Annotated in this window: 19 protein-coding genes; 12 read left to right on the forward strand and 7 right to left on the reverse strand. The window is 34.8% G+C overall.

Features of this window, described 5'->3' with window-relative positions; genetic code table 11:
• The first annotated feature begins 192 nt into the window (after positions 1-192).
• The 10 genes from mrpA (at position 193) to GWI97_RS04180 (ending at position 9,794) form a co-directional block, all read left to right on the forward strand.
• Positions 193-720 carry an MR/P fimbria major subunit MrpA gene (gene mrpA / locus GWI97_RS04135; protein WP_036932684.1) on the forward strand — a complete coding sequence of 176 codons (528 nt, stop codon included), beginning with the start codon at positions 193-195 and terminating at the stop codon, positions 718-720.
• 96 nt (positions 721-816) lie between these two features.
• Complete coding sequence (locus GWI97_RS04140) at positions 817-1,365, forward strand: fimbrial protein (protein ID WP_141124310.1); 549 nt, start codon at positions 817-819, stop codon at positions 1,363-1,365.
• A 21-nt stretch (positions 1,366-1,386) separates the two neighbouring features.
• A complete protein-coding gene (locus tag GWI97_RS04145; RefSeq protein ID WP_036932680.1) occupies positions 1,387-4,002 on the forward strand; it encodes an outer membrane usher protein in 2,616 nt (871 codons plus the stop codon).
• 54 nt (positions 4,003-4,056) lie between these two features.
• Complete coding sequence (locus GWI97_RS04150) at positions 4,057-4,815, forward strand: fimbria/pilus periplasmic chaperone (protein ID WP_036932679.1); 759 nt, start codon at positions 4,057-4,059, stop codon at positions 4,813-4,815.
• A gap of 13 nt (positions 4,816-4,828) precedes the next feature.
• Positions 4,829-5,374, forward strand: coding sequence for a fimbrial protein (locus tag GWI97_RS04155; protein ID WP_036932678.1), 546 nt, complete (start codon positions 4,829-4,831; stop codon positions 5,372-5,374).
• Between the two features lie 11 nt (positions 5,375-5,385).
• Positions 5,386-5,871, forward strand: coding sequence for a fimbrial protein (locus GWI97_RS04160; protein WP_036938661.1), 486 nt, complete (start codon positions 5,386-5,388; stop codon positions 5,869-5,871).
• A gap of 10 nt (positions 5,872-5,881) precedes the next feature.
• Positions 5,882-6,430: a fimbrial protein gene (locus tag GWI97_RS04165; protein WP_036932677.1), complete on the forward strand. Its 549-nt coding sequence runs from the start codon at positions 5,882-5,884 to the stop codon at positions 6,428-6,430.
• A gap of 21 nt (positions 6,431-6,451) precedes the next feature.
• Positions 6,452-7,279 carry an MrpH family fimbial adhesin gene (locus GWI97_RS04170; RefSeq protein WP_087803028.1) on the forward strand — a complete coding sequence of 276 codons (828 nt, stop codon included), beginning with the start codon at positions 6,452-6,454 and terminating at the stop codon, positions 7,277-7,279.
• Between the two features lie 20 nt (positions 7,280-7,299).
• Positions 7,300-7,620, forward strand: coding sequence for a helix-turn-helix domain-containing protein (locus GWI97_RS04175; RefSeq protein WP_036932674.1), 321 nt, complete (start codon positions 7,300-7,302; stop codon positions 7,618-7,620).
• Between the two features lie 599 nt (positions 7,621-8,219).
• Positions 8,220-9,794, forward strand: a complete 1,575-nt coding sequence (locus tag GWI97_RS04180; RefSeq protein ID WP_036932673.1) for an AbgT family transporter — start codon at positions 8,220-8,222, stop codon at positions 9,792-9,794.
• A gap of 58 nt (positions 9,795-9,852) precedes the next feature.
• Here GWI97_RS04180 and GWI97_RS04185 read toward each other — a convergent pair whose 3' ends face one another.
• Positions 9,853-10,236: a DUF1992 domain-containing protein gene (locus tag GWI97_RS04185; protein WP_123821944.1), complete on the reverse strand. Its 384-nt coding sequence runs from the start codon at positions 10,234-10,236 to the stop codon at positions 9,853-9,855.
• Positions 10,237-10,369: 133 nt separating this feature from the next.
• On the opposite strand from GWI97_RS04185, the gene GWI97_RS04190 reads away from it, so the two are divergent.
• Positions 10,370-10,708 carry a carboxymuconolactone decarboxylase family protein gene (locus GWI97_RS04190; RefSeq protein ID WP_036932670.1) on the forward strand — a complete coding sequence of 113 codons (339 nt, stop codon included), beginning with the start codon at positions 10,370-10,372 and terminating at the stop codon, positions 10,706-10,708.
• Positions 10,709-11,103: 395 nt separating this feature from the next.
• Positions 11,104-12,750: a lipid IV(A) 4-amino-4-deoxy-L-arabinosyltransferase gene (arnT, locus tag GWI97_RS04195; protein WP_036932669.1), complete on the forward strand. Its 1,647-nt coding sequence runs from the start codon at positions 11,104-11,106 to the stop codon at positions 12,748-12,750.
• A gap of 461 nt (positions 12,751-13,211) precedes the next feature.
• Here the strand turns inward: arnT and GWI97_RS04200 are convergent, their stop codons facing one another.
• The 6 genes from GWI97_RS04200 to GWI97_RS04225 all read right to left on the reverse strand — a co-directional run bounded on the left by GWI97_RS04200 (position 13,212) and on the right by GWI97_RS04225 (position 22,553).
• On the reverse strand, positions 13,212-14,564 hold the full coding sequence (locus GWI97_RS04200; protein ID WP_036932666.1) for a TolC family outer membrane protein: 1,353 nt from the start codon (positions 14,562-14,564) through the stop codon (positions 13,212-13,214).
• Complete coding sequence (locus GWI97_RS04205; protein WP_226905401.1) at positions 14,564-15,892, reverse strand: HlyD family type I secretion periplasmic adaptor subunit; 1,329 nt, start codon at positions 15,890-15,892, stop codon at positions 14,564-14,566. Before GWI97_RS04205 ends, GWI97_RS04200 begins: the two co-directional genes overlap by 1 nt.
• Before the next feature lie 13 nt (positions 15,893-15,905).
• Positions 15,906-17,645: a type I secretion system permease/ATPase gene (locus GWI97_RS04210; RefSeq protein ID WP_087803032.1), complete on the reverse strand. Its 1,740-nt coding sequence runs from the start codon at positions 17,643-17,645 to the stop codon at positions 15,906-15,908.
• Between the two features lie 165 nt (positions 17,646-17,810).
• Positions 17,811-19,211, reverse strand: coding sequence for a serralysin family metalloprotease (locus tag GWI97_RS04215; RefSeq protein ID WP_103005068.1), 1,401 nt, complete (start codon positions 19,209-19,211; stop codon positions 17,811-17,813).
• 312 nt (positions 19,212-19,523) lie between these two features.
• Positions 19,524-21,134: a M10 family metallopeptidase C-terminal domain-containing protein gene (locus GWI97_RS04220; RefSeq protein WP_115370437.1), complete on the reverse strand. Its 1,611-nt coding sequence runs from the start codon at positions 21,132-21,134 to the stop codon at positions 19,524-19,526.
• A 186-nt stretch (positions 21,135-21,320) separates the two neighbouring features.
• A complete protein-coding gene (locus GWI97_RS04225; RefSeq protein ID WP_036932663.1) occupies positions 21,321-22,553 on the reverse strand; it encodes a nucleoside permease in 1,233 nt (410 codons plus the stop codon).
• Positions 22,554-22,568 lie beyond the last annotated feature (15 nt).

Raw genomic sequence — 22,568 nt, forward strand, 5'->3', positions numbered from 1 at the left:
ATGAAAATTTTTAACAAAACAATTTGGTGTATTTTGTTTTGTTTCTAACGATATTTAATTTCGTTTAGGGCGGGCAAAAGTATACCAAAATTCAAAAACTCAATAAATGAGTCATTCAATTAGGAATAATTCATTCCTAATGAATTTATTATTTTTAATGTCTTCGTCCTTTATATTTTAGGAAACAAAAAGATGAAATTAAATAAATTAGCGTTAGTTCTTGGCTTAGGTTTATCTGTTGCTGCGGGTTCTGCATTTGCTGCTGATCAAGGTCACGGTACTGTTAAATTTGTTGGTTCAATTATTGATGCTCCTTGCTCAATTACTCCAGATACAGAAAATCAAACAGTTCCATTAGGTCAAATTTCTACTGCTGCATTAAAAGATGGTGGTCGTAGTAATTCTCGTGACTTTAAAATTTCTTTAGAAAATTGCACAACTGAAACTTATAAAACAGTTCAAACAACCTTCACTGGTTCAGAAGATGCAGACATTTTAGCAGGCTCTTTAGGTATTGAAGGTATCGCTAAAAATGCTGCTGTTGTTATCACTGATGCGGGTGGTAAACAAATCAAATTAGGCACACCAAGTGCTGCTCAAAACTTACGTGATGGTAATAACGATCTGAACTTTGCTGCTTACTTACAAGGTTCTTCTGCAGAAGCTGCTGTTCCTGGTGACTTCACTGCAATCGCAACTTTCGCACTGACTTATCAGTAAGAAAAAATAAGTTCTGTACAGGGATGTACAGAGCTTTATTTCCTGTGTCTATTTTTAAACGATTTTTTTCTTACGGAGAAAAATATGAATCGCAAGATGACACCACTATGGCTATGCCTTATTGCCAGCTTACTGACAACATCGGTAATAGCAAGTGATGTAAAACAAGATAAAAACATGCATCAGCGATTTGGGGTACTTAATCTTTCAGGTTCTATCTTAGAACCCTCTTGTACGATTGCAGCAGGAAGTGGTGAACAAGTTATTCCACTGACAACGGTGTCTATTCCAATGCTAGTGACTGAAGGACAAGGGCCTATTGAGTATTTTTCTATCAGATTAACGGAATGTACGCTAATTGAACAAAAAGGTCAGGAAGCGGACAACCCTCGTTTTATTGCAACGTTTGAAGGACCTTCTAACGAAAATGGTAATTTTGCACTTTCTGGTGAAGCAAGAGGTGCGTCATTAGCGATAGCTGATCGTTATGGTAGACAAGCTATTCCAGGGCAACCATTGCCTCCTGTTGGTATTGATTCGAAATCAATGGCGTTACTTTATCAAGCGCGAATAGTCAAAAATAACGAAATACCCAAAGCAGGGAATTACCGTACAACGCTGCGATTTAAGCTGGAATACTATTAAATGGATCGGGTTGGATAATTTATGGCGAGATCATTCAAAACCGTTGGTTTAGGGACGGGAAAAAAGAAAAAACAACATACTATTCGGCCTGTTGCTGTACTGATCTATTTAATTCTTACTGGGGCTTCCAGTATTTCAAGTTCAGCTTTAGCAAATAGTGATATTGAATTTAATGCCGATATTCTGGATCTAAAAGATAAGCAAAATATTGACTTATCAGATTTCTCTCGTGCAGGCTATATTATGCCTGGCCGATATGAGTTTGTTGTTCGTGTTAATAATAATGAACTCCCTGAACTTTATAATATTAGTTATGTAGTGCCTGCCAATGATCCTAAAGGTAGTGAACCTTGCTTGCCTCCAGAATTGATCCATCAAATAGGGCTCAAACCTGAATGGGCTGAAAAAGTTAAATATCAAGATAATGGAAGTTGCCTTGATATCTCGTCCATTCCAGGAATGACGGTAAGTGCAAGCTTGGGAAGTGGCAATCTTATTTTGACTATTCCTCAAGCTTATCTTGAATATTCAGCACCAAACTGGGATCCACCTTCTCGTTGGGATCACGGTATATCTGGAGTACTTTTTGACTATAACGTCAATGCTAACGTGACAGACCCTGCTAAAGGGAAACAACGTCAACAAGTGACAGGCTTAGGAACCGTGGGAGCAAACCTGGGGGTTTGGCGTTTCCGTGCTGATTGGCAAGCGAGCTATCAGCACACAACGGGTCTTCCTGATAGTACTGAAAATAATTGGAAATGGAACCAACTCTATCTTTATAGAGCAATCACCCAATTGGGTGCTCGTCTTGTTATGGGGGAAACCTTCTCGCGTTCTGATATTTTTGATAACTTCCGCTTTACTGGGATTAATTTATCCACAGATGACAACATGTTACCACCTAATTTAAGGGGGTATGCACCTGAAGTTACTGGTGTTGCGAAAACAAATGCCAAAGTCACCATCAGTCAACAAGGTCGTGTAATTTATGAAACACAAGTTGCACCGGGACCGTTTCGAATTCAAGACATTAATGATGCGGTGAGTGGCAAATTAAATGTTCGTGTCGAAGAGCAAGATGGCTCAGTCCAAGAATTTCAAATGGATACAGCGAGTATTCCTTATTTAACACGCCCTGGACGAGTGCAGTATAAGCTATCTGCGGGTAAACCGTCTGATATGAATCGCAACACAGAAGGCCCCGTTTTTGGTATGGGTGAGTTCTCGTGGGGGATTAGTAACGGTTGGTCACTTTATGGTGGTTCATTAGTGTCTGGCGACTATAACTCAGTGTCTGCTGGTATTGGCCGTGATCTAATGATGTTTGGTGCTATCTCTTTTGATGCCACACACTCTTGGGCCAAAATCCCAAGTGATAATAAACGTTATCACGGTGGTTCTTATCGTTTAAGTTACTCAAAACGCTTTGAAGAAATAAATAGCCAAGTAACCTTCGCAGGCTATCGATTCTCTGAGCGTGACTTTATGAGTATGAATCAGTATTTAGACCGTCGTTATCGTGATGGTGAAGAAGATAACAATAAAGAACTGTACACCATTATGTTCAGTAAGCAATTTCCTGAATGGGGATTAAGTGCTTACTTAAACTATAGCCATCAAACTTATTGGAATAAACCTAATAACGATAACTATAACTTGTCGTTAGCAAAAACAATGGATATTGGTGATTTTAAAAACATCAATCTCAGTTTGTCGGCATTTCGTAATAAATTCAATGGCACTAATGATAATGGTGTTTATATGAATGTCAGTATGCCTTGGAGTGATCGCGCAACAATTAGCTATAACACTGTGATCAATAAACACGGTAATTCACATAATGTCAGCTATTACGATCGTATTGATAACAATAGTAGCTATCGTGTTGGTGCGGGTTTAAGCAGTAATGGTAAGCCATCAGCAGATGCTTATCTCATGCATTATGCCGATACCGCATTAGTGACAGCCAGTGCGAGCCATATTACTGGTGAATACACTTCTGCAACATTATCACTACAAGGTGGAGCAACAATTACACCAAAAGGTGGTGCTTTACACCGTACCAGTCGTACAGGTAGTACTCGTTTACTTATTGATACAGATGGTATTTCTGATGTACCAGTGAAAAGTATCGGTGCTATTACTCGTACTAATGCTTTTGGTAAAGCAGTATTGCCTGATATCAATGATTACTATCGTAGTAGTGCCAGTATCGACCTTGATCAAATGCCAGATAATGTTGAAGCATTACGCTCAATTCAACAATTAACACTCACTGAAGGTGCTATAGGTTACCGTCATTTTGATGTGGTTTCAGGACAAAAAGCGATGGCTGTTATTCGCTTGAAAGATGGTTCTAATCCTCCGTTTGGCGCCACTGTGACAACAGAGAAAGGACGTGAGTTGGGTATTGTGAATGATGGCGGAAATGTTTATCTGACAGGTATTAATACTGGTGATGTATTAAGTGTGCGTTGGAATGGAGAAGAACAGTGTAAAGTCCGCATTCCTGCCTTAGTTGAAGGGCAAGTCCTCTCTTCATTTTTGCTGACCTGTGGTGATGGCGATATCGCGCCATCAACCTCTAATCCAAGAACCGAACCCTTACCTCAACCTCAATTGATCACTAAATAAGGTTAGGAAAAAGGGAAAGATAAAAATAATTTCAGACAAAAAGAGTAATTTAAAATGATGTTATTAAAGCGCTTATTTGTTGTAACAACCACTTTATTAACTGGAATGATGTTTACTAGTCAAGCCATTGCTGCGATTGCTTTAGATAGAACTCGCGTCATTTTCAATGGTGCGGATAAATCGATTAGCTTAAATGTCAGTAATCAAAATAAAGAATTACCTTATTTGGCACAAGGTTGGATGGAAAATGAGAATGGGGAACGTATCGATTCTCCATTGCTGGTTTTACCACCGATCCAACGTATTGAACCTGGTGATAAAAGCCAAGTAAAAGTGCAGTCATTGCCAGATATTGCCAAGTTACCCCAAGATAGAGAAAGCGTTTTCTATTTTAATTTGCGTGAGATCCCACCTCGCAGTGACAAACCCAATGTGTTGCAAATTGCATTACAAACACGAATTAAATTGTTTTATCGCCCAGCAGCGATTTATGCCACTCAAACAGATTTGACTCATCCTTGGCAAGAAAAAATCATCTTAACCAAAAAAGGGGATCGTTACGAAGTGAATAACCCGACACCTTATTATGTGACATTGGTTGATGGATTAACGGGATTACAAGGAAAAAGCCTTGATGGTTTTCAGCCATTAATGATAGCACCTAAAAGCACAGGAACGATAAATCTAAATGCCTCTGCATTTGGTGCATCACCAGTATTAAGTTACATCAATGATTATGGTGGACGTCCACAGATGAAATTTAGCTGCAATGGCAATGAATGCAAAGTGACAGAAACATCAGCAGGATACTAAATAGGTCTATTTTATGAAAATGGAACAGCGGTTTAGCCCAAGCAAAGCAGTGTTGATTTTTATTCTGGCAACATTTACTGGAGGCCTAAGTTTTACTGCTGTTGCGAATTTACCCGCGAGAGCGGTGAACAATGCTATTCCTGGAATTGTTTATATCAATATTACTGGAAATGTTATTGCACCACCGCCTTGCTTGATCAATGACGGCAAAATGATTGAGGTAAATTTTGGCGAGGTGATGAGCACGCGTATTGATGGCACCAATTATAAACAGCCAGTTCATTATACAGCGACGTGTCAAAAAATGCCGACAAATGCGATGAAGGTTTATATCACTGGTAGCGCAACGGGATTCGATTCAAATGCACTACAAACAGATATTACGGGATTAGGGGTGCGTATTTTATATAAAGGCCAACTATTAGATTTAGGTAAAGCGATTAATTTTACCTATCCTAATTTGCCTGATTTAGAAGCGATCCCTGTTCGTGATCAGAGTGCCACATTAATTGGTGGTGATTTTGTCGCCAGTGGCACACTGCATGTGGATTATCAGTGAGAGGTCAGAAAATGAATAAATTAAAATACATGTGTCTGATTATATTACTGAATTCTTACTCTGTTATGAGTGCTGACACACCAAATATGAAATTATTTGGCACATTATTAGTACCACCACCTTGTGTTATCAGTAATAACGAACTGATTGATGTCTATTTTGGGCACAACGTAGGTATTCATAAAGTGGATGGCATTAATTATACCGAATCAGTGAACTATCAATTGGTGTGTGACCCAAATTTAAAAGGTTGGGATTTGGGACTTTCTATTATTGGTCCCAAGACACAATTTGACGAGGCTGCATTACAAACCAATATTCCCGATTTAGGTATTCATCTCACTCAGGATGGTCAGCCTTTTAAATTAAATGAACGCATTGCGATATCTCCGGATAAGCCACCGGTGATCCAGGCCGTACCTGTTAAAAGACCGGGAAGTACTTTACCCGAGGGTGCATTTGAAGTTTCAGCAACACTTCTTGCTGAATACCAATAGGAGCGCATTGATGAAAATAAAAAGATTGTCGATCCCGTTCGTTTTGGGTTTAGCCACATTTATGGGATTAACACCAACTGCGTTCTCTGCACCAGACAATATGTACTTTCACGGGATATTAGTTGATGAACCTTGCACCATAAAACCGGGTGATGAAACCGTTGAATTAGATTTTGGCAATATTCCCGATAAGAACCTTTATGCGTATCAAAGAACACCGAGCAAATTATTTCAAATTCGCTTATCTGAGTGTGATTTAACGATTGGTAAGAGTGTCAAAATTACCTTTAAAGGTGATGAAAATCAAGCCATGGCAGGACAAGGCTTTTTAGCTATCAGTCCAAGTAGTCAAGCAGCAGGCATTGCGGTTGGATTGGAGTCTGAAAATGGAAATGCGTTACCTGTTAATAAAGAGACAGACAAACTTTCATTAAATGCAGATGACACGATTTTGAATTTTTATGCCTTTATTCAAGGTGAGCCGGATGCGATTGCCAACCAATCCATAAAACGCGGTCCATTTAGTGCAATAGCCACATTCCATTTGAATTATGACTAATTAGTAGGATTGAGGTTTTACATGTTGATATTAAAACGATTTCCGGCTCTATGTATCGCATTAGGCTTGTTATTTTCAGCGCCTGCGATGGCATCTATTTTTTCTTATATTACACATTCTGAAGGTGAACCTGCTCACGCCACTTATACCTATGTTATTCAGCGTTGGGATCCCGAAGATCCCTATACCCCAAATCCTTGTTATGGATGGAGTAAATGTTGGATAACAATTAACCATAAGCATGATGCAAATGGTTCCCCAGGTTCTGCGGTAAGAAGTATTGTTCGCGTTGAAAAAGAACGCTATTTAGCGGGGGTTCGTGATGCGGTCATGAGGGTTGAAAGTTTTCCAATACAAGGAACTGCGCGACATGATGGTGATCCACTGACCTCAAACCAAGAATGTGTCGGGCTATTTTATGAATCAAGGGAAGGGGGATGGTCTCCAAATGGACGCTTATTACCGGGATCATTATGTGGTATTGCTCCGCCACCTGTAGGGGCCTGCAAAATAACGGAAGGAGCTGTAAACCTTAATTACGGGGATATTGACGAAGCAAGTTTAGACAATGCAGCTCGTGCTCAAAATATTAATGTGACTTGTAACTTAGCAATGAAAGTTTTGGTTATTGCATCAGGCTCAGACAGTGGCCGAGTTCCATTACGACCAGATAACAGTCTCTATGCTGATTTATTTCTTGATGGTTATCCTGGTGAAAAAGGCTCCGTTATTAATGTACCTAAAAATGGAACAATACCCGTAGAGGTTAAATCAATTCTACACACCAATGGCCGAGTTGCACCGGGCTATTTCTCTGGTTCTGGCTCAATTATTTTAACAATGCCTTAATCATGATAATGGATGAATATATGAAGAATTACGATTTTACAGATATTGATGTTAATGCGTTAGTTGGCAAAAGAATTCAGAAAAAACGTAAAGAATTAGGTTATACCGGTGTGCAGATTGCTGAGAAAATCGGTGTAAGCCAACAGCAATTTTCTCGCTATGAGCGCGGGATGAATAAAATAGATTTAAGTTATCTCGTTTTGTTGGCGAATTACCTTAATACGCCTATTTATTGGTTTTTTGAAGACTGTTTTATACCAAAGACCTCATCTGAAAATCAGCGTATTGATAAACGCAGTAGTATTATTGCGGAAGCGACGCCTGATGTTTTTTTATACTAATACATACCACTAGTGCGATCTAAACTTGGTGTTTTAGTGTGTATGTATTTCTTTGATTGATTACCTGATTGGTAAGGCAAGGGAGACCTTGCCCTTTTTTTATCGTTACTCTTTAAGATTATTGTGTTTTTATGTTTTTCATATTAATACGTTTAATTTCTGCCATAAAACCACGAGTTAATGTTACAAAAAAGCTAAAATTTTAACCTGTCATGACCATTTATTTGTCATTATTTCCTCTTTAATAGTAATTACAACCGTTACTATCAGGTTTGGCAGAGTGTTTAATCGTTTCTGAGTATTTATTCAAGAGATTTCTAGCGATAAAAGGTTAGTAAATAATCACAATAATGTTAAAAAATGTTATCTTGTGCACATTTTTTAATTTTAGATGTTATTAATTAGTTTTTATATAAGTGATTTGTAATTGAATTATTTTGTTTTATCTTATTGTTTTTTAACTTAATAAATAATTTATTTGCTCTGTTTATTCCTATGATTATCTTAAATAACCTATTAATAATTGGTATTAACAGATAGTCATAATAAAAAAGCTTGTGTACTGTGCATTTTCTGTTTTTTTATAAAAAGGATAAATGATGCAAACAAAAAAACAGGGAGGCAGTCGCTTTCTACGCACAGTGGAATGGTTAGGAAATGCGCTACCCCATCCCGTTATTTTATTTATTATTTTAATTGCTATATTACTTGTCTCTTCAGCGGTTGGTGAATATTTTGGTGTAACAGTACAAGATCCTCGACCTGAAGGCGCTAAAGGCCGTGCAGAAGATGGCTATATTCATATTATTAGCTTGTTAGATGCTGATGGTATTCGTCGCATATTAGCCAATGTTGTCACGAACTTTACAGGATTTGCCCCTTTAGGTACGGTGCTGGTGGCATTATTAGGTGTCGGTATTGCCGAACGTGCAGGTTTATTATCTGCAGTTATGCGTTTAGTCGTCATGAAAGCACCTCGTAAAATGACCACGATGGCCATTGTATTTGCGGGTATTATGTCAAATACTGCTGCTGAATTAGGTTATGTGGTATTAATTCCACTATCCGCGATTATCTTCCATTCGTTGGGACGACATCCTTTAGCAGGTCTTGCCGCTGCATTTGCGGGGGTTTCTGGAGGTTACTCTGCAAACTTGCTCTTAGGTACGATAGATCCATTGTTATCGGGTATTACACAGCAAGCAGCGCGTATTATTGATCCAACCTATATCGTGGGTGCTGAAGCGAACTGGTATTTTATGTTTGTCAGTACATTCCTAATCACTTTCTTAGGTTACTTCATCACAGAAAAAATCGTTGAACCTCAATTGGGGCCATATAACGGTAATGAACTTGATGAAGAAGAAAATGATTTAAGGAATGCAGCAGAAGTTACACCACTAGAAAAGAAAGCGTTATGGGCTGCCACAGGTACATTCATTGTTATGGGCGTGATTTTGGCGCTCACTGTTGTTCCTGAAAATGGTATATTAAGAAACCAAGAAACAGGACTAATTGGTAACTCACCTTTCTTAAAATCTATCGTTGTCTTTATTTTCTTGTTCTTCGCAATCCCGGGTATTATTTATGGGTGGATTGCTAAGACAATGCGTACCGATAAAGACATTGTTGATGCTATGGCGAATTCAATGAGTACACTTGGGCTCTATTTAGTGATCATTTTCTTTGCCGCTCAGTTTGTTGCTTTCTTTGGCTGGACAAACATAGGACAGGTTATTGCTGTTAAAGGTGCCGCATTACTTAACAGTATTGATATGCCAAGTGGTTTGTTGTTCTTAGGGTTTATTTTAATCTGTGCCTTCATTAATTTAATGATTGGTTCTGCATCAGCACAGTGGGCGGTAACTGCCCCTATTTTTGTCCCCATGCTAATGCTTGCAGGTTATGCACCAGAAACAATTCAAGCCGCATATCGAATAGGAGATTCTGTCACTAATATCATCACACCAATGATGAGCTATTTTGGTTTGATATTAGCGGTTGCGACAAAATATAAGAAAGACACAGGTATTGGCACCATGATCTCTATGATGCTACCTTATTCTGTCATTTTCCTCATTGGTTGGTCACTCTTATTCTATTTATGGGTATTTGTATTCCATTTACCAGTAGGACCCGGTTCACCAATCTATTACACACCAACAGCAGGTTAAATATCTGCTTATGCCTGAAGCTTATACAGGGATGTATAGGCTTTATTCTTTTTGTTTTTTACTCATTTCTTTTTTTGTGATTTGCCAATTTTTCAGTTAGTTGAATGGCATAGTCTGCATGTAAAAATTGAGTATCTAAACCTGCTTGTTGTAGTTTCAACTCAAGTAATGCTAAACGCTTTTGTAGTGATTCCTTCTCTTCTCCTGTTTCATTTAGCGTGCTTAGGATTTCGGCTAGCGATAATGCGTCTTTTCTATCTTGCATTTCAGGTGGCAAAAAACCTGTATTTTTTAATAAATGATAACTTGCTCTAAGTGACTCTGGGACATGGCTATTATCATCAAGGATCAGTGGTTTTCCTTCACCTTTAAGTGATGATAGCTCACCTTTTTGTAGCGCTTGTTCAATATGGCGTTCAGCCCATTCATCAATAATTGACATTGTAAACCTCGTTGTTTTGAGATTGTTTTAAAGAAAAAAGATCACACATACACAATTTACCTTGATTAGATTATATTGTTTGATATTATATTTTTATATTATATAAAAATATATATTAACTAAGGGATAGCTAATGAGCAAGTACAAAGAAATAGTAACAGACATTGCAAATAATATGGGCGCACTGTCTCAAAATATTCCAGAAGTGATGAAAGCTTTTATGAGCACCACTAAAGCAGGGGGAAAAGAGGGGGCATTAGATGTAAAAACAAAAGAATTGATTGCTATTGCAATTGCTGTTGCCAATCGTTGCGATGGTTGTATTGGATTCCATACTAAAACATTAGTGGAACTGGGTATTACGGAACAAGAACTAGCCGAAGCATTAGGCGTTGCTATTTATATGGGCGGTGGCCCTTCAGTGATGTATGCTGCTAACACCATGGGCGCTTTTAAAGAGTTTAGTCAATAAGATATTTATTATAATATAATTAAATCGAGTAATAAAAAAACCAGAATAAGTTCATTCTGGTTTTTTTATTTATTGTTGTTTGTTGATTTTCTGTTTAATCTAAGCGTTTATTCTTTAATAAAGAATAAACTACTGACAAAGTCATAAAGTAAGAAATATTTATTATTAAAAATAGATTAATAATAAATTTAAGTATTATTTTAAAAGCAAAAATATATATTTTTTATATGGTTATATGATTATTTGATAAAAACAAAAGGGTTGCATATTTTGTTTTTATCAAGAAGTTACATACCATTTAATTATAAATTAATAAATAATAATTGAATTTTTTATAAGATAACTCTTCTAAGTACTAGTTTGTGTAAGGCGAATTTTATTTTAATGAGGAATGTATGAGCGTCAATTTTGTAGAAAGGTACAAATGGTTTCTACTTTTTATTTTTATATTATTAACTTATTTCATTCCTTTAGAAACACGATTATTGTGGCAACCAGACGAAATTCGTTATGCTGAAATTAGTCGAGAAATGTTGGCATCAGGTAATTGGTCTGTACCTTATTTACTTGATATTCGCTATTTTGAAAAGCCTGTTTTAGGTTATTGGCTAAACAGTGTTGCACAGTGGTTATTTGGATCGGGGCATTTTTCCGTTCGCCTTGTTGTTGTCACTTCAACATTGTTAACAGGTCTATTTGTTTATCGGGTAGCTTTGTTAGTTTGGCATAATCAAGCGCTCGCTTTTAATGCATTAGTAGTGTTTTTATCTTCATTTCTCGTGTTGTCTATTGGCACTTATAATATCCTTGACCCCATTGTGACCATGTTTGTTACTGTGGCAATGTATTATTTTTTAAGTGGATTATTGGCAACAGATAAAAAATCAAAAATTTATACTTCTGTTTTAGTGGGTATTTTTTGTGGGCTAGGTTTTTTAACTAAGGGGTTTATTGCTGTTGTACTACCCGCATTAGTTTTTGTGGTTACGGCAATTAGTCTTTCTCGATTTAAAGAAGTACTTTGTTATGCCCCTATTGCATTTATGGCTATGTTGTTTATCGCTGCACCTTGGGTAATATCCGTTGCGCTTCAAGCACCTGATTATTGGCATTACTTTTTTTGGATTGAACATGTTCAGCGCTTTATCGCAAAAGGATCAGCAAGATCACAACCTATATGGTTTTATTTACCTATTGTTATTTTAGGTATTTTGCCTTGGTTGGGATTTTTATTCGGTGCACTTAAATCGGCACTTTTTTTGAAAAAAGGTACTCTCTATTTTTCATTTTGGTTATTTCTCTTTTTTACGTTCTTTTCCGCTTCAAGTGGCAAGCTATTAACTTATATGTTGCCTTGTTTTGTTCCATTATCGATTTTGATTGCGAGCTACATGGAAGAGTTGAAAAGTAAATCAAATGAAAAAATTCATACTCTAAATGCAATAATAAATACAGTTTTTGGAGTAATAGGTGTTTCTATTATTATCTATTCACTTTATTCCTCTCGATTTACACTATATGAAGCCGATGAGCAATATAAAGCACTGCTGGCGATAGGGGGATTTCTTGTATGGAGCATGATGGGAATTATTTCATTCTTTAAATCAACACGTTTGTTAACTTTATTTTGTTCTATTGGATTAAGTCTTGTTATTGGTTATGCCATTCCTCATAAAATTGAAAGTAAAAATACGCCTGAAAAAGTGATAAATGACTATTATAGCGAGTTGGTAGATAAGCCTTATATTTTAACGGATGAAGTCGGCATTGGAACCTCACTCGCATGGGGATTAAAGCGTACAGATATTCGTTTAACGGAGACAAAAGGGGAGCTAGCTTATGGTTTGGCATATCCTGATGTGCAAAATAAATACTATGATATTAAGCAGTTGGTCAACTTAATTGAAGAGAATAACTATCAAGGGATTGCGATTGTTTTAGTTCGGCCTGAGCGAAAAGAGATATTATCCGTTATAAGCCAATTAAAGGTAAAACCTACTGTGGAGAAACAAGATGATTTAACTTTTGTTTTCTTTAATTAGCTGATATTAAACTCTATTTTTATTTTATCAAAGGCTGAAGAAATTTAGCTTAAGCTTAGAGATGACTAAAATTTGATTTTTTGTGTTGTTTTTATGTGATCTAAGCTAAAAAATAGATTTTGTTGAGAAATATATTTTGCTCTTTTTCGTTTTAATGGTAGGTTTAAAATGTGTCCATTAAATCGGAGTTAGCTAAGCATTATATGACAAGTCACTTTACTTTATCAGAACCCCCGCCCAAACAAAATGTACTTATGAATGGGGGTAATTTATGCTGATTTTTCTTGCTGAATGTTTTATCGGTCTAGCATCAATTGCTCTTACTCACCGTGTATTAACGTTGTACGGTACTAAAAAGAAGTGATGATCCCCGCTAGCTAAAATAAGTAATCAATGATTATTTATAATATAAAGTCCTATATCTATGTATGATGTAGGACTTTTTTCTTTATATTAAAATGCTATTGAAAATAACCTTCAATGAGCTTTATTTTTTCAAAATCCAGTGTATTAGTATATTGATGTAATAATGCCCAAGCTTGAATATAATCATATTTAGCTTTCATCAAATCTTGCTGAGCACGATATAATAACTCTTCAGCATTAAGGACATCTACCATTGTTCGTTGCCCTCCAATATAGCTTTTTTGAGTCGCGTCTAATTGTAACTTAGCAGAGGAAACAGATTGTTCATATGCATTTAGTTTTATATTACTGGTCGTACAAATTTGATATTGATGATGCAACTCTTGTGTAATTTGCTGAATAATAGCATCTCGTTCAAAAGCACTCATTTGATACAATGCCGTAGATTGACGCATGGACGCTGTTGTTTTCCCACCATTAAATAAAGGTAAACTGACATAAAAACCGATATTAGCGGATTGATATTTTTGATTTACTGTATTATTACTATCGGAATTACTATTAGAGTAAGAAGCATAGAGCTGTACCGTTGGAAAAAACTCACCTCTATTTTTTTCGACTTCTTGTTTGGCAATTGCCATTTCATAGCGTGCAGTTTGAATATTGAGATTATTGTGCATTACTTCTATTTCCCAAGCTTCATAATTATTGGGAGTGATGGGTTGTAATATAAAATTTTGGTTATTTAACTTTGCAATATGTTCATCATTAGGAAGGGGAGTACCAATCATTGAACTTAGCTTATTTTTGGCATTTTCTAGTTCAAGTTGAATATCAGTATATTGAGATTGAGTTAAATATAATCGTGTTTGGATTTCTGAAATATCTGTTTTCGTTCCTTCGCCTAATTCAAATAAACGTTGGCTAGAAGTGAGCTGTTTTTTATAAATCTCTTGCTGAGAAAGATTTAATAATAATTTATCTTGTGCGTAGGCTAGTTCAACATAATGGTCAACTAATCTAATCACTAGCTCAGAGAATTTTACTTGATAGCGACTATCTGTTAATAACGTTTGTATAACTGATGATTTGTAATCACTAAATGCGGTGTAATCAAATAGAGGTTGGCTAATAATTGCACTGATAGAGTGACTTTGATAATTTTGATATTCCGTTTTTTGAATATCTCCCTGATGAGTATTAATCGGATAAACTTTACGTTGCCAATTTCGTGGATTATTTTGGTAATTGACATGTACACTAGGAAGTAACTGGGATAACCCAATATTTTCATACTCTTTACCTGCAACTTGTTCTTTTATCGCAGCATTAAAAGTGGGATCGTTTTTTACAGCTAAGAAATAGAGATCAGATAATGAGATAGCAAAAGTGTGAAAACTTAGCATCCATATAAATATAATGGCAGAGAGTTTTTTTATTAGCATCATTATTCTTCCGTCAATGAAGTATGAACTCTATCTAAAACAGGCTTGAAGAGGTAATTGAGTAATGAACGATCACCAGTGTTAATAAATACATCGACAGGCATGCCCGCCTTTAATTTGTTTTTATTACCAACAAGAAGTGTATTATCTTTTACATTAATAAATACCTGATAATAGGGTTCAGTTGTTCTTTCATCGATGAGTCTATCTGCTGAAATTAATGCGACCTCCCCTGGAATTTTAGGTGTTGTATTTTGATTAAAAGCACTAAACATTAAATCAACAGGGAGACCTGGGATCACTTTATCAATTAGGTGAGGTGCTAAGCGTGCTTCAATAATTAATTGATGATCTTGAGGAACGACTTCCATTAACGTTTGGCCCGTTCTAACAACACCACCTTGTGTAAAAACAGATAAATCCATTACGGTTCCTGAAATAGGAGCAGTAATTTGCATGTTAGCCAGTTTGTCCATTTCAATAATGAGTTGTTTTTCAGTTTCACTTATTTGTAATTGAATTTGATTCAGTTCAGTACGTGCTGATTGATAGAAATTAGCATTGCGTTGTAATATTTTCTGTTCATATTCTAGTTTTTGCTTTTCTAAGGTACTTATTTGTCCAAATGTATCATTGAGATGATTATTGTTTTCAGCTAGTTCACGTTCAACCTCTTGAAAACGATGACGAGGAATATAGCCTTCATTTGCAAGAGTACGTAAGTCTTTGATTTGATTTTGTAAACTATTAATTTGATTTTGTTTATTCTGTGTCGATCTTTTTAGATGAACTAAACGATTTGAAATTCCATCAATAATGGCTTTATAGCCATTTATTTCACTATGTAATTCAATATATTTTTCATTTAGTAATCTATTTTGTAATTGCAATAATTGATTTAGGCTTTCTGAAGATGAGTAGTATTTTTCATCAGGATCTAAAATAAATTCTGTTCTTTCATTAAGTTGAGCGTAGAGACGTTGCTGAGTAATAAGTAAATTATCATATTGATCTGATAAGGATTTTACTAAGGCTTTTGATTGAGTAGGGCTTAACTGAATCAGTGTTTGACCTTTAGTTACACTATCACCATTTTTCACTAAAATATCAGTGATAATACCTTCTACAGATGCTTGAACACTTTTTTTATTGCCTGAAATTGAAACGTTACCCGTAGCTGATACACCTTTATCTAAAGGTGCAAATGCAGCCCAAAAAATAAATATAGTTAAACCTAAAAGAATTACAGACCATCCTATTATTAAGAATTTTCTAGGATCATCGGAAATGTTTTTGGTTATATCGATTTCATTTTTTTCTGTGATCATCATTATTTTCTCAATATTAAGAATTACTTTGAGTAATAGGTGTACTTGGTGATGTTGGCGTGTTTTTTATTATTGATGAGTTATTTAATTCAGCAATAACAGCGGTTGTGGAACCGAATAATTTAGAGTGCCCATCAAAAAGAACTAAGAGTTTATTGGTCACGGAGAGCAATTGTTTTTGATGAGTAATTAAAATGACTGTTTTTTTATTTTGCTTGAGCGTTTGAATTGCCTGTATTAATGCCTTAATACCTAAATCATCTAAATTAGAATTAGGTTCATCTAAAACGATTAATGCAGGATTTCCATATAATGCACGAGCTAACGCAATACGTTGTCGTTGTCCACCCGATAAACCTTCACCATGAGCGCCAATAACGGTTTCATAACCTTCAGGAAAACGTAAAATCATTTCATGAACATTGGCCATTGTGGCGGCTTGGATAACTTTTTGTGAGTCTATTTCTGAAAAACGAGCAATATTCTCGGCGATAGTACCTGGAAAAAGAGCTATTTCTTGAGGTAGGTATCCAATATATTGGCCTACTTCATTTTTATTCCATTGATATATATCTGCATTATCAAGACGTATGGAACCTGTTTTAACTTCCCATATACCCACAATAAATTTAGCTAAAGAGGATTTACCTGAAGCACTAGGACCTATCACACCCAACACGTCACCTGGGCTTAGTGAGAAATGAATATTATTTAATAGTGTCCGCTCTGTTTGAGGGTAATGCGCCTGATTAATATTAACGACTAATTCACCTTTAGGTGCAGGTAACGCCATTTTTTTATTTTCTTTAGGATAGGTTTGTAATAATGCCGTCAATCTTTTATAGGCTTCTTTACTGCTATCCCAGTTTTTCCAGACGCCAATAACTTGTTCAATCGGTGCGAGAGCTCGACCTAATAATATGGAGCCTGCAATCATCATTCCTGGGCTAATCGTATTGTCTATTGCAAGCCATCCTCCTAGGCCTAACATCAAGGATTGTAATGCCATACGAGTGACTTTAGTTATTGCATTAACACTCGCAGCATTATCACTTGCATGAGTTTGTGCTTGTAGATATTTAAAATGGGCAATTTGCCATTGGTTACGTAAATGTCCCAGCATACCCATTGCTTCAATGGGTTGTGGATGTTCAAAATGATGCCCCTGTATTATTTGTGCCTGATTAGCAAATTTGTTGGCTTCTTTTAATGATGATCTGGATAAATACTCATTAAGAATAGCTAATGAAAATAAAATGAGTGCACCACAAAATGCAAATAATCCTAACCAAGGGTTAAATAAAGCAATAACGAGAAGATAAATAGGAAACCAAGGTAAGTCAAAAAAGGCAAAAATAGCATGGCTTGTAATAAATTGGCGAATTGTGACTAAATCATTAAAAGCTAAGGAAGAGTCAATTCCCTGTGTTTTATTTAATTTAGCTTGATATGCGGCAGTATAAATACGTGAATTAAGTGATAAATCAAGCTTATTACTCATTCTAATTACAATAATGCTTCTTAAATATTCTAATCCTCCCATAAAAATAAAGAGAGCTAACATAATAAGAGTTAGCATCAATAATGTCATTTCATTACCAGAAGGTAATACGCGATCATAAACTTGCAACATATAGATTGAAGGAACTAGCATTAAAATATTTATTAGCGCTGTAAATATACCAATAGAAAGAAACACTTTCTTTCTTTCTTTTATAATACTGGTTATTTCATTGTTATGTTTTCTTTCTGGCATAATGTTATTCCTGATTTTATTTTTATCTACTTGTTTATACTTGTGATTTTTTATCTATACGCATGATAATTTATATTTATTTTTTTTAAAAAATATAAAAATAACTCCATGTAAGTAAAAAAGAGGGCAGGAGAATACTATTTCTCCAACCCAATAAATCACGACTTAAACAATAAAATCAGTTTCGTAATTAACAAATCCTACAATATCAATTTTGAAATCAGCGCTAGAGTCATAACCATAAGCATTAATAGCGAGTTCACTTGAGTTTGTTGATTGATTATATTTTATGGTTGCCTCACCTGAGTGACCTGTAAATTTATCAACAAAATTAAGGAATTTATGACTGAAGGTATTTTCGATTAGCTCTGATAGATCAATCTTATCAATGCCTGATTTGAAATCCATTATCTTGTCCGCGGCTGAGACTAGAGAGTCGGAGATTTCTTTATAGACAAAGGTATTGCTACCTGTACCGCCCCATAATGTATCTTGGCCGCCACCGCCGATGAGAATATTATCAGCATCATTTCCATAGATAATATCATTACCAGAGCCACCGATTGCGTTTTCTATTGTAACGCCTTGGGCAATAGAAACGTTTTTCTGTAGTCCGCCAACATCAGAGAAATGACCCTCACGTAAATCAATCACTTGATCTTGATAATATCCTGAGAAGTCAAATGTATCGTTACCACCACTGTCCCAAACGGAGAATATTAATTTATCGTTACTGCTTGTTGCAGTGTAATAATCAATACCCGTATTTGAGTTGAAGCCGTAAACATCATCACCTGTTCTGGTTGTTGTATTTGCACCATAGAGGTATTGCATTGCTGAAATATCATGAAGTAAAGGAGCACCAGCATAAGCACCTTGGAAGTGTGCACCAGTTTCATATTCATCCCAATAACTCATTACAGTATATTGGCGACTATCTTCAGCATAATCAGATTTTAAATAACCCGGTACGTTTTCTCCTGCGTTATAATCTCCAGGATGCATTAAACCAAGTGCATGACCAATTTCATGAATAATAGTTAAGCGACCATAATTTCCTAATTCAGGCGTTGTATTACCCGCATAATAATAATCACTAAACCAAGCTTGGCCTGAAACATCACGCCCATAATAATCATGAGTGTTTGGTAATGTTGCATAAGCTTGGAAATTGCCATATGGATCAGTAATGTTCCCAAAAGTAATGTCTGATTTTACATTTGGCCCTACTTCTGTAAATTTAATATTTGCGATATCAGACCATGCATCTAAAGATTGTCTTGCATGTTCTTTCTGGGTTGAATTAAATCCATAGGGATTTTTATCACCAAAATCATTAAACTTTTTACCCGCCCAAGTTGGGAATGAATACGTCACTTCAGCCGCTTTTCCAATAACATATTTTCCATTCCATGTGGAATTTTCGCGTGCAATATGTTTTCCTGCGGTATCATAATCAAAAGAAGGTAGAGTTTTAGTTGAAAAATTATAAAAAATTCCACTTTTATCTAATAAATCAGAAATATTAGATAATCCAGCTGCTTTTTTTAATAAAGAAGAACCCATAATATCCTCCGGATATCAAGTTTAGCTTAAGTTTATTTTCATGTTGAAAATAGTTTATTATCTGGCGAGCGCCAGCGATAATAAAGATAGCTATTTATTGATATTAATCTAGAGGGGGAAAATATGTTTTTAAATAATTGTGAAGTGAGGTGTGTTTTAAGTCAGAATAATTTAAATAAGTAAATAGAATTAAAGTTACTTTTCCGGATGGTATTTTTTTCATTGTTATTATTTTTTTTGTTATCTCTATTTAAAAAATGAATATAACTTAAATTCTATAATTTAGTCATCTAAGTTATATCATTAAGTTATTTACAGGTTGAATATTTCATTAAAAGAAAAATTTCCAATAAGATCTATAGTGTGAAAAAATTTTGTAGATTGGGTTTCTTTTACAATGAATAGATGAGTGGTATTATTTGTATTGTGATAATTACTTGATATTACAACATTATTGTTTTTAATAAAATCTTTAATATTAAAGACATCCTTATTATTATCAGTAAAGAATATAAAATCCTCGTCTTTATCAAAGTCCATAATTTTATTATGGCTACTAGTATTATTAAGATTTATGATAAATATGTCTTTTCCTTTACCACCGCTGAGTTGGTTATATCCATTGCCTGCCCAGAGGATATCTTTTCCATCAGAACCGTACAGAATGTCATCTCCTTCACCACCATAAAGCCAATCGCTTCCTTTTCCACCATAAAGTACATCATTGCCACTATCACCATAAATCATATCGTTGCCATCGTTACCATAAAGATAATTATTAGCACTGTTACCAAGAATAATATCATTATTACTACCACCAATAGCATTTTCAATGACAGTACCATAAGCGATAGATACGTTACCTCGTAATCCTCCTATATCAGAAAAAGCGCCTTCATTTAAATCTATCTTCTGTTTTTTAGTATATTTATGAAAATTAAGGGTATCAATTCCTCCTGCATCCCATATACAACTGATGATAATATCATCTGGCGAATTTAAACTATAAAAGTCTCTTTGTGTGTTAGAATCAAAACCATAAATAGTATCATCATTTCTCGTAGTCATATTAGCTCCATAGAATTTTTGGATGATATATATATCGATTAATAATGGAGACATAGGAAAAAATCCATTAAAATTAGCATCTTCTATTTTTGGATATCGGTATGCCATTACTGAGTATTTGAAACTATTTTCTTCAATATCAGGATCATTTGAATTATTATTAAAGATATGAGGTAAACCTAGAGCATGTGCTGTTTCATGTATATAATTTTTAGTTTCTCCATTTCCTTTTTCTAATGTTATTGATTGATTATTTATATGCCCATCCATATTTGTATTTTTATATAAATTAATATGTAAATCTGTTTCTATAAAATAATATTTTATATTGTCTGATAGTTTCTTAAATAAATTTACTTTGTATTTTTGCTCTTCAGTCATATCATTTTTATTAAATTTTTTGATAAGTACTGTTGAAGATATATTGATCCAAACTTGCCCACTATTACTGTAATCAGTAATCTTCTCTATTCTTTTATTTTGTTTTATATTATTAACCGGATATGTTGCAACTCCACTGACTAAGTGAGAAGTATCTTTTGTTATTTCATTTATATTATTATAAACACCAAATTTAATATTAGTATCATAGTTATTTTCTTTTTTTATGAATTTAATATTTGCGACATCTGACCATTGTTGTAACGTTTTTTCTGCAATATTTTGTTGTGACTTATTTAATGTGGTGAGAGTTTTATATTCTTTTCCTCTTAACTTACTCCAATCAGGAAAACTATATGATATTTCTGTAAAAATATCTTCTTTATTTTTTTTACTCCATCTTTTAAAAGGTGATTTGGTTTTTATTACATCAATAATAATACCTACTCCAGGTGAATATTTATGATGAGACATTTTACTTCCTTTTTAAAAATCTATTTTTGTATATATATACTATATGCTAGTCATTATTTTTCTTTTAAAAAAAGAAGTAATTCAACATGTGTTAAATTTAAAATTTAACTGTAAATGAAAATGATAATAAATCCTTTATAGATTTATTATCATTAATATAAGGTAGTAAGTGATTTATGATAATTATCAGTAAGCTATTTTTTTATTCTCTTTAAATGCAAATACAAAGATAATGGCTAATATTAATGTATATGATGCAAAAATTAACCAAATAGATTGCCAATCTTTCATTCCATTTATTGTAAAATGATCTACCACCATACCACTTAAAATAGAACCCGCGTACGCACCGACGCCATTTACCATGGTCATAAATAACCCTTGAGCACTAGCTCTTATTTCAGGTTTAACTTCATTTTCTATATAAATAGACCCTGAAATATTAAAGAAATCAAACGCACAACCATAAACAATCATTGAAAGCATTAGCAATACAAAACCCCAAGGTGAAGGATCACCATATGCAAATAATCCAAAACGTAAAGTCCATGCAACCATACTAATTAGCATGACCTTTTTAATACCAAAGCGTTTTAGGAAGAAGGGAATAGCTAAGATAAAAGCGACTTCAGCCATTTGTGATACGGATAATAAAATTGATGGGTATTGTACAATTAAACTATCTGCAAATTCAGGATTTTTAGCAAAATCGTGAATAAATGGGCTGCCGAAGGTATTTGTAATTTGAAGCACAGCACCTAATAACATTGCAAATAAAAAGAATATTGCCATGACAGGTTTTTTAAATAAGACAAATGCATCTAATCCTAAACGGGAAGCCCAAGATGTCGATTGTTTATGCTGTACTGTTGGAATTTTAGGTAAACAGAATGAGTAGAGTGCTAAGCAAAGCGATGCAACGGATGCAATATATAATTGAGTATTGCTAAGCTCTAATCTAAATAAGCTGACACACCACATTGCAATAATAAAGCCTATCGTACCAAATACACGAATAGGGGGAAAATGAGCAACTGAATCTAGTTTATGTTTATTTAAGCAAAAATAGCCAATGGAGTTTGAAAGTGCAATGGTTGGCATAAATGCTAATGCATTAATAAACATGACCCAAAACATAATAGTTGGATCAGTGACTGAAGCCGCAAAGAATAAAGCAGTAGCACAAATAAGATGACAAATAATATATAAGCGATTTGCAGGAATAAATTTGTCGGCAATGATGCCTAATAAACCAGGCATAATTAGGGCAGCAATACCTTTAGATCCATAAACCAATCCAACTTCAATTCCAGTGAAATTCAATGTTTGCATCATGTATGCACCCAGGGTAATTAACCAACTTCCCCAGATAAAATATTGCATAAACATCATGCCTTTGAGCTGTATTTTTATACCCATAACAATCTCCACTGT

The sequence above is a fragment of the Proteus sp. G2300 genome (genome assembly GCF_009915965.1).
Classification (GTDB): Bacteria; Pseudomonadota; Gammaproteobacteria; order Enterobacterales; family Enterobacteriaceae; genus Proteus; species Proteus vulgaris.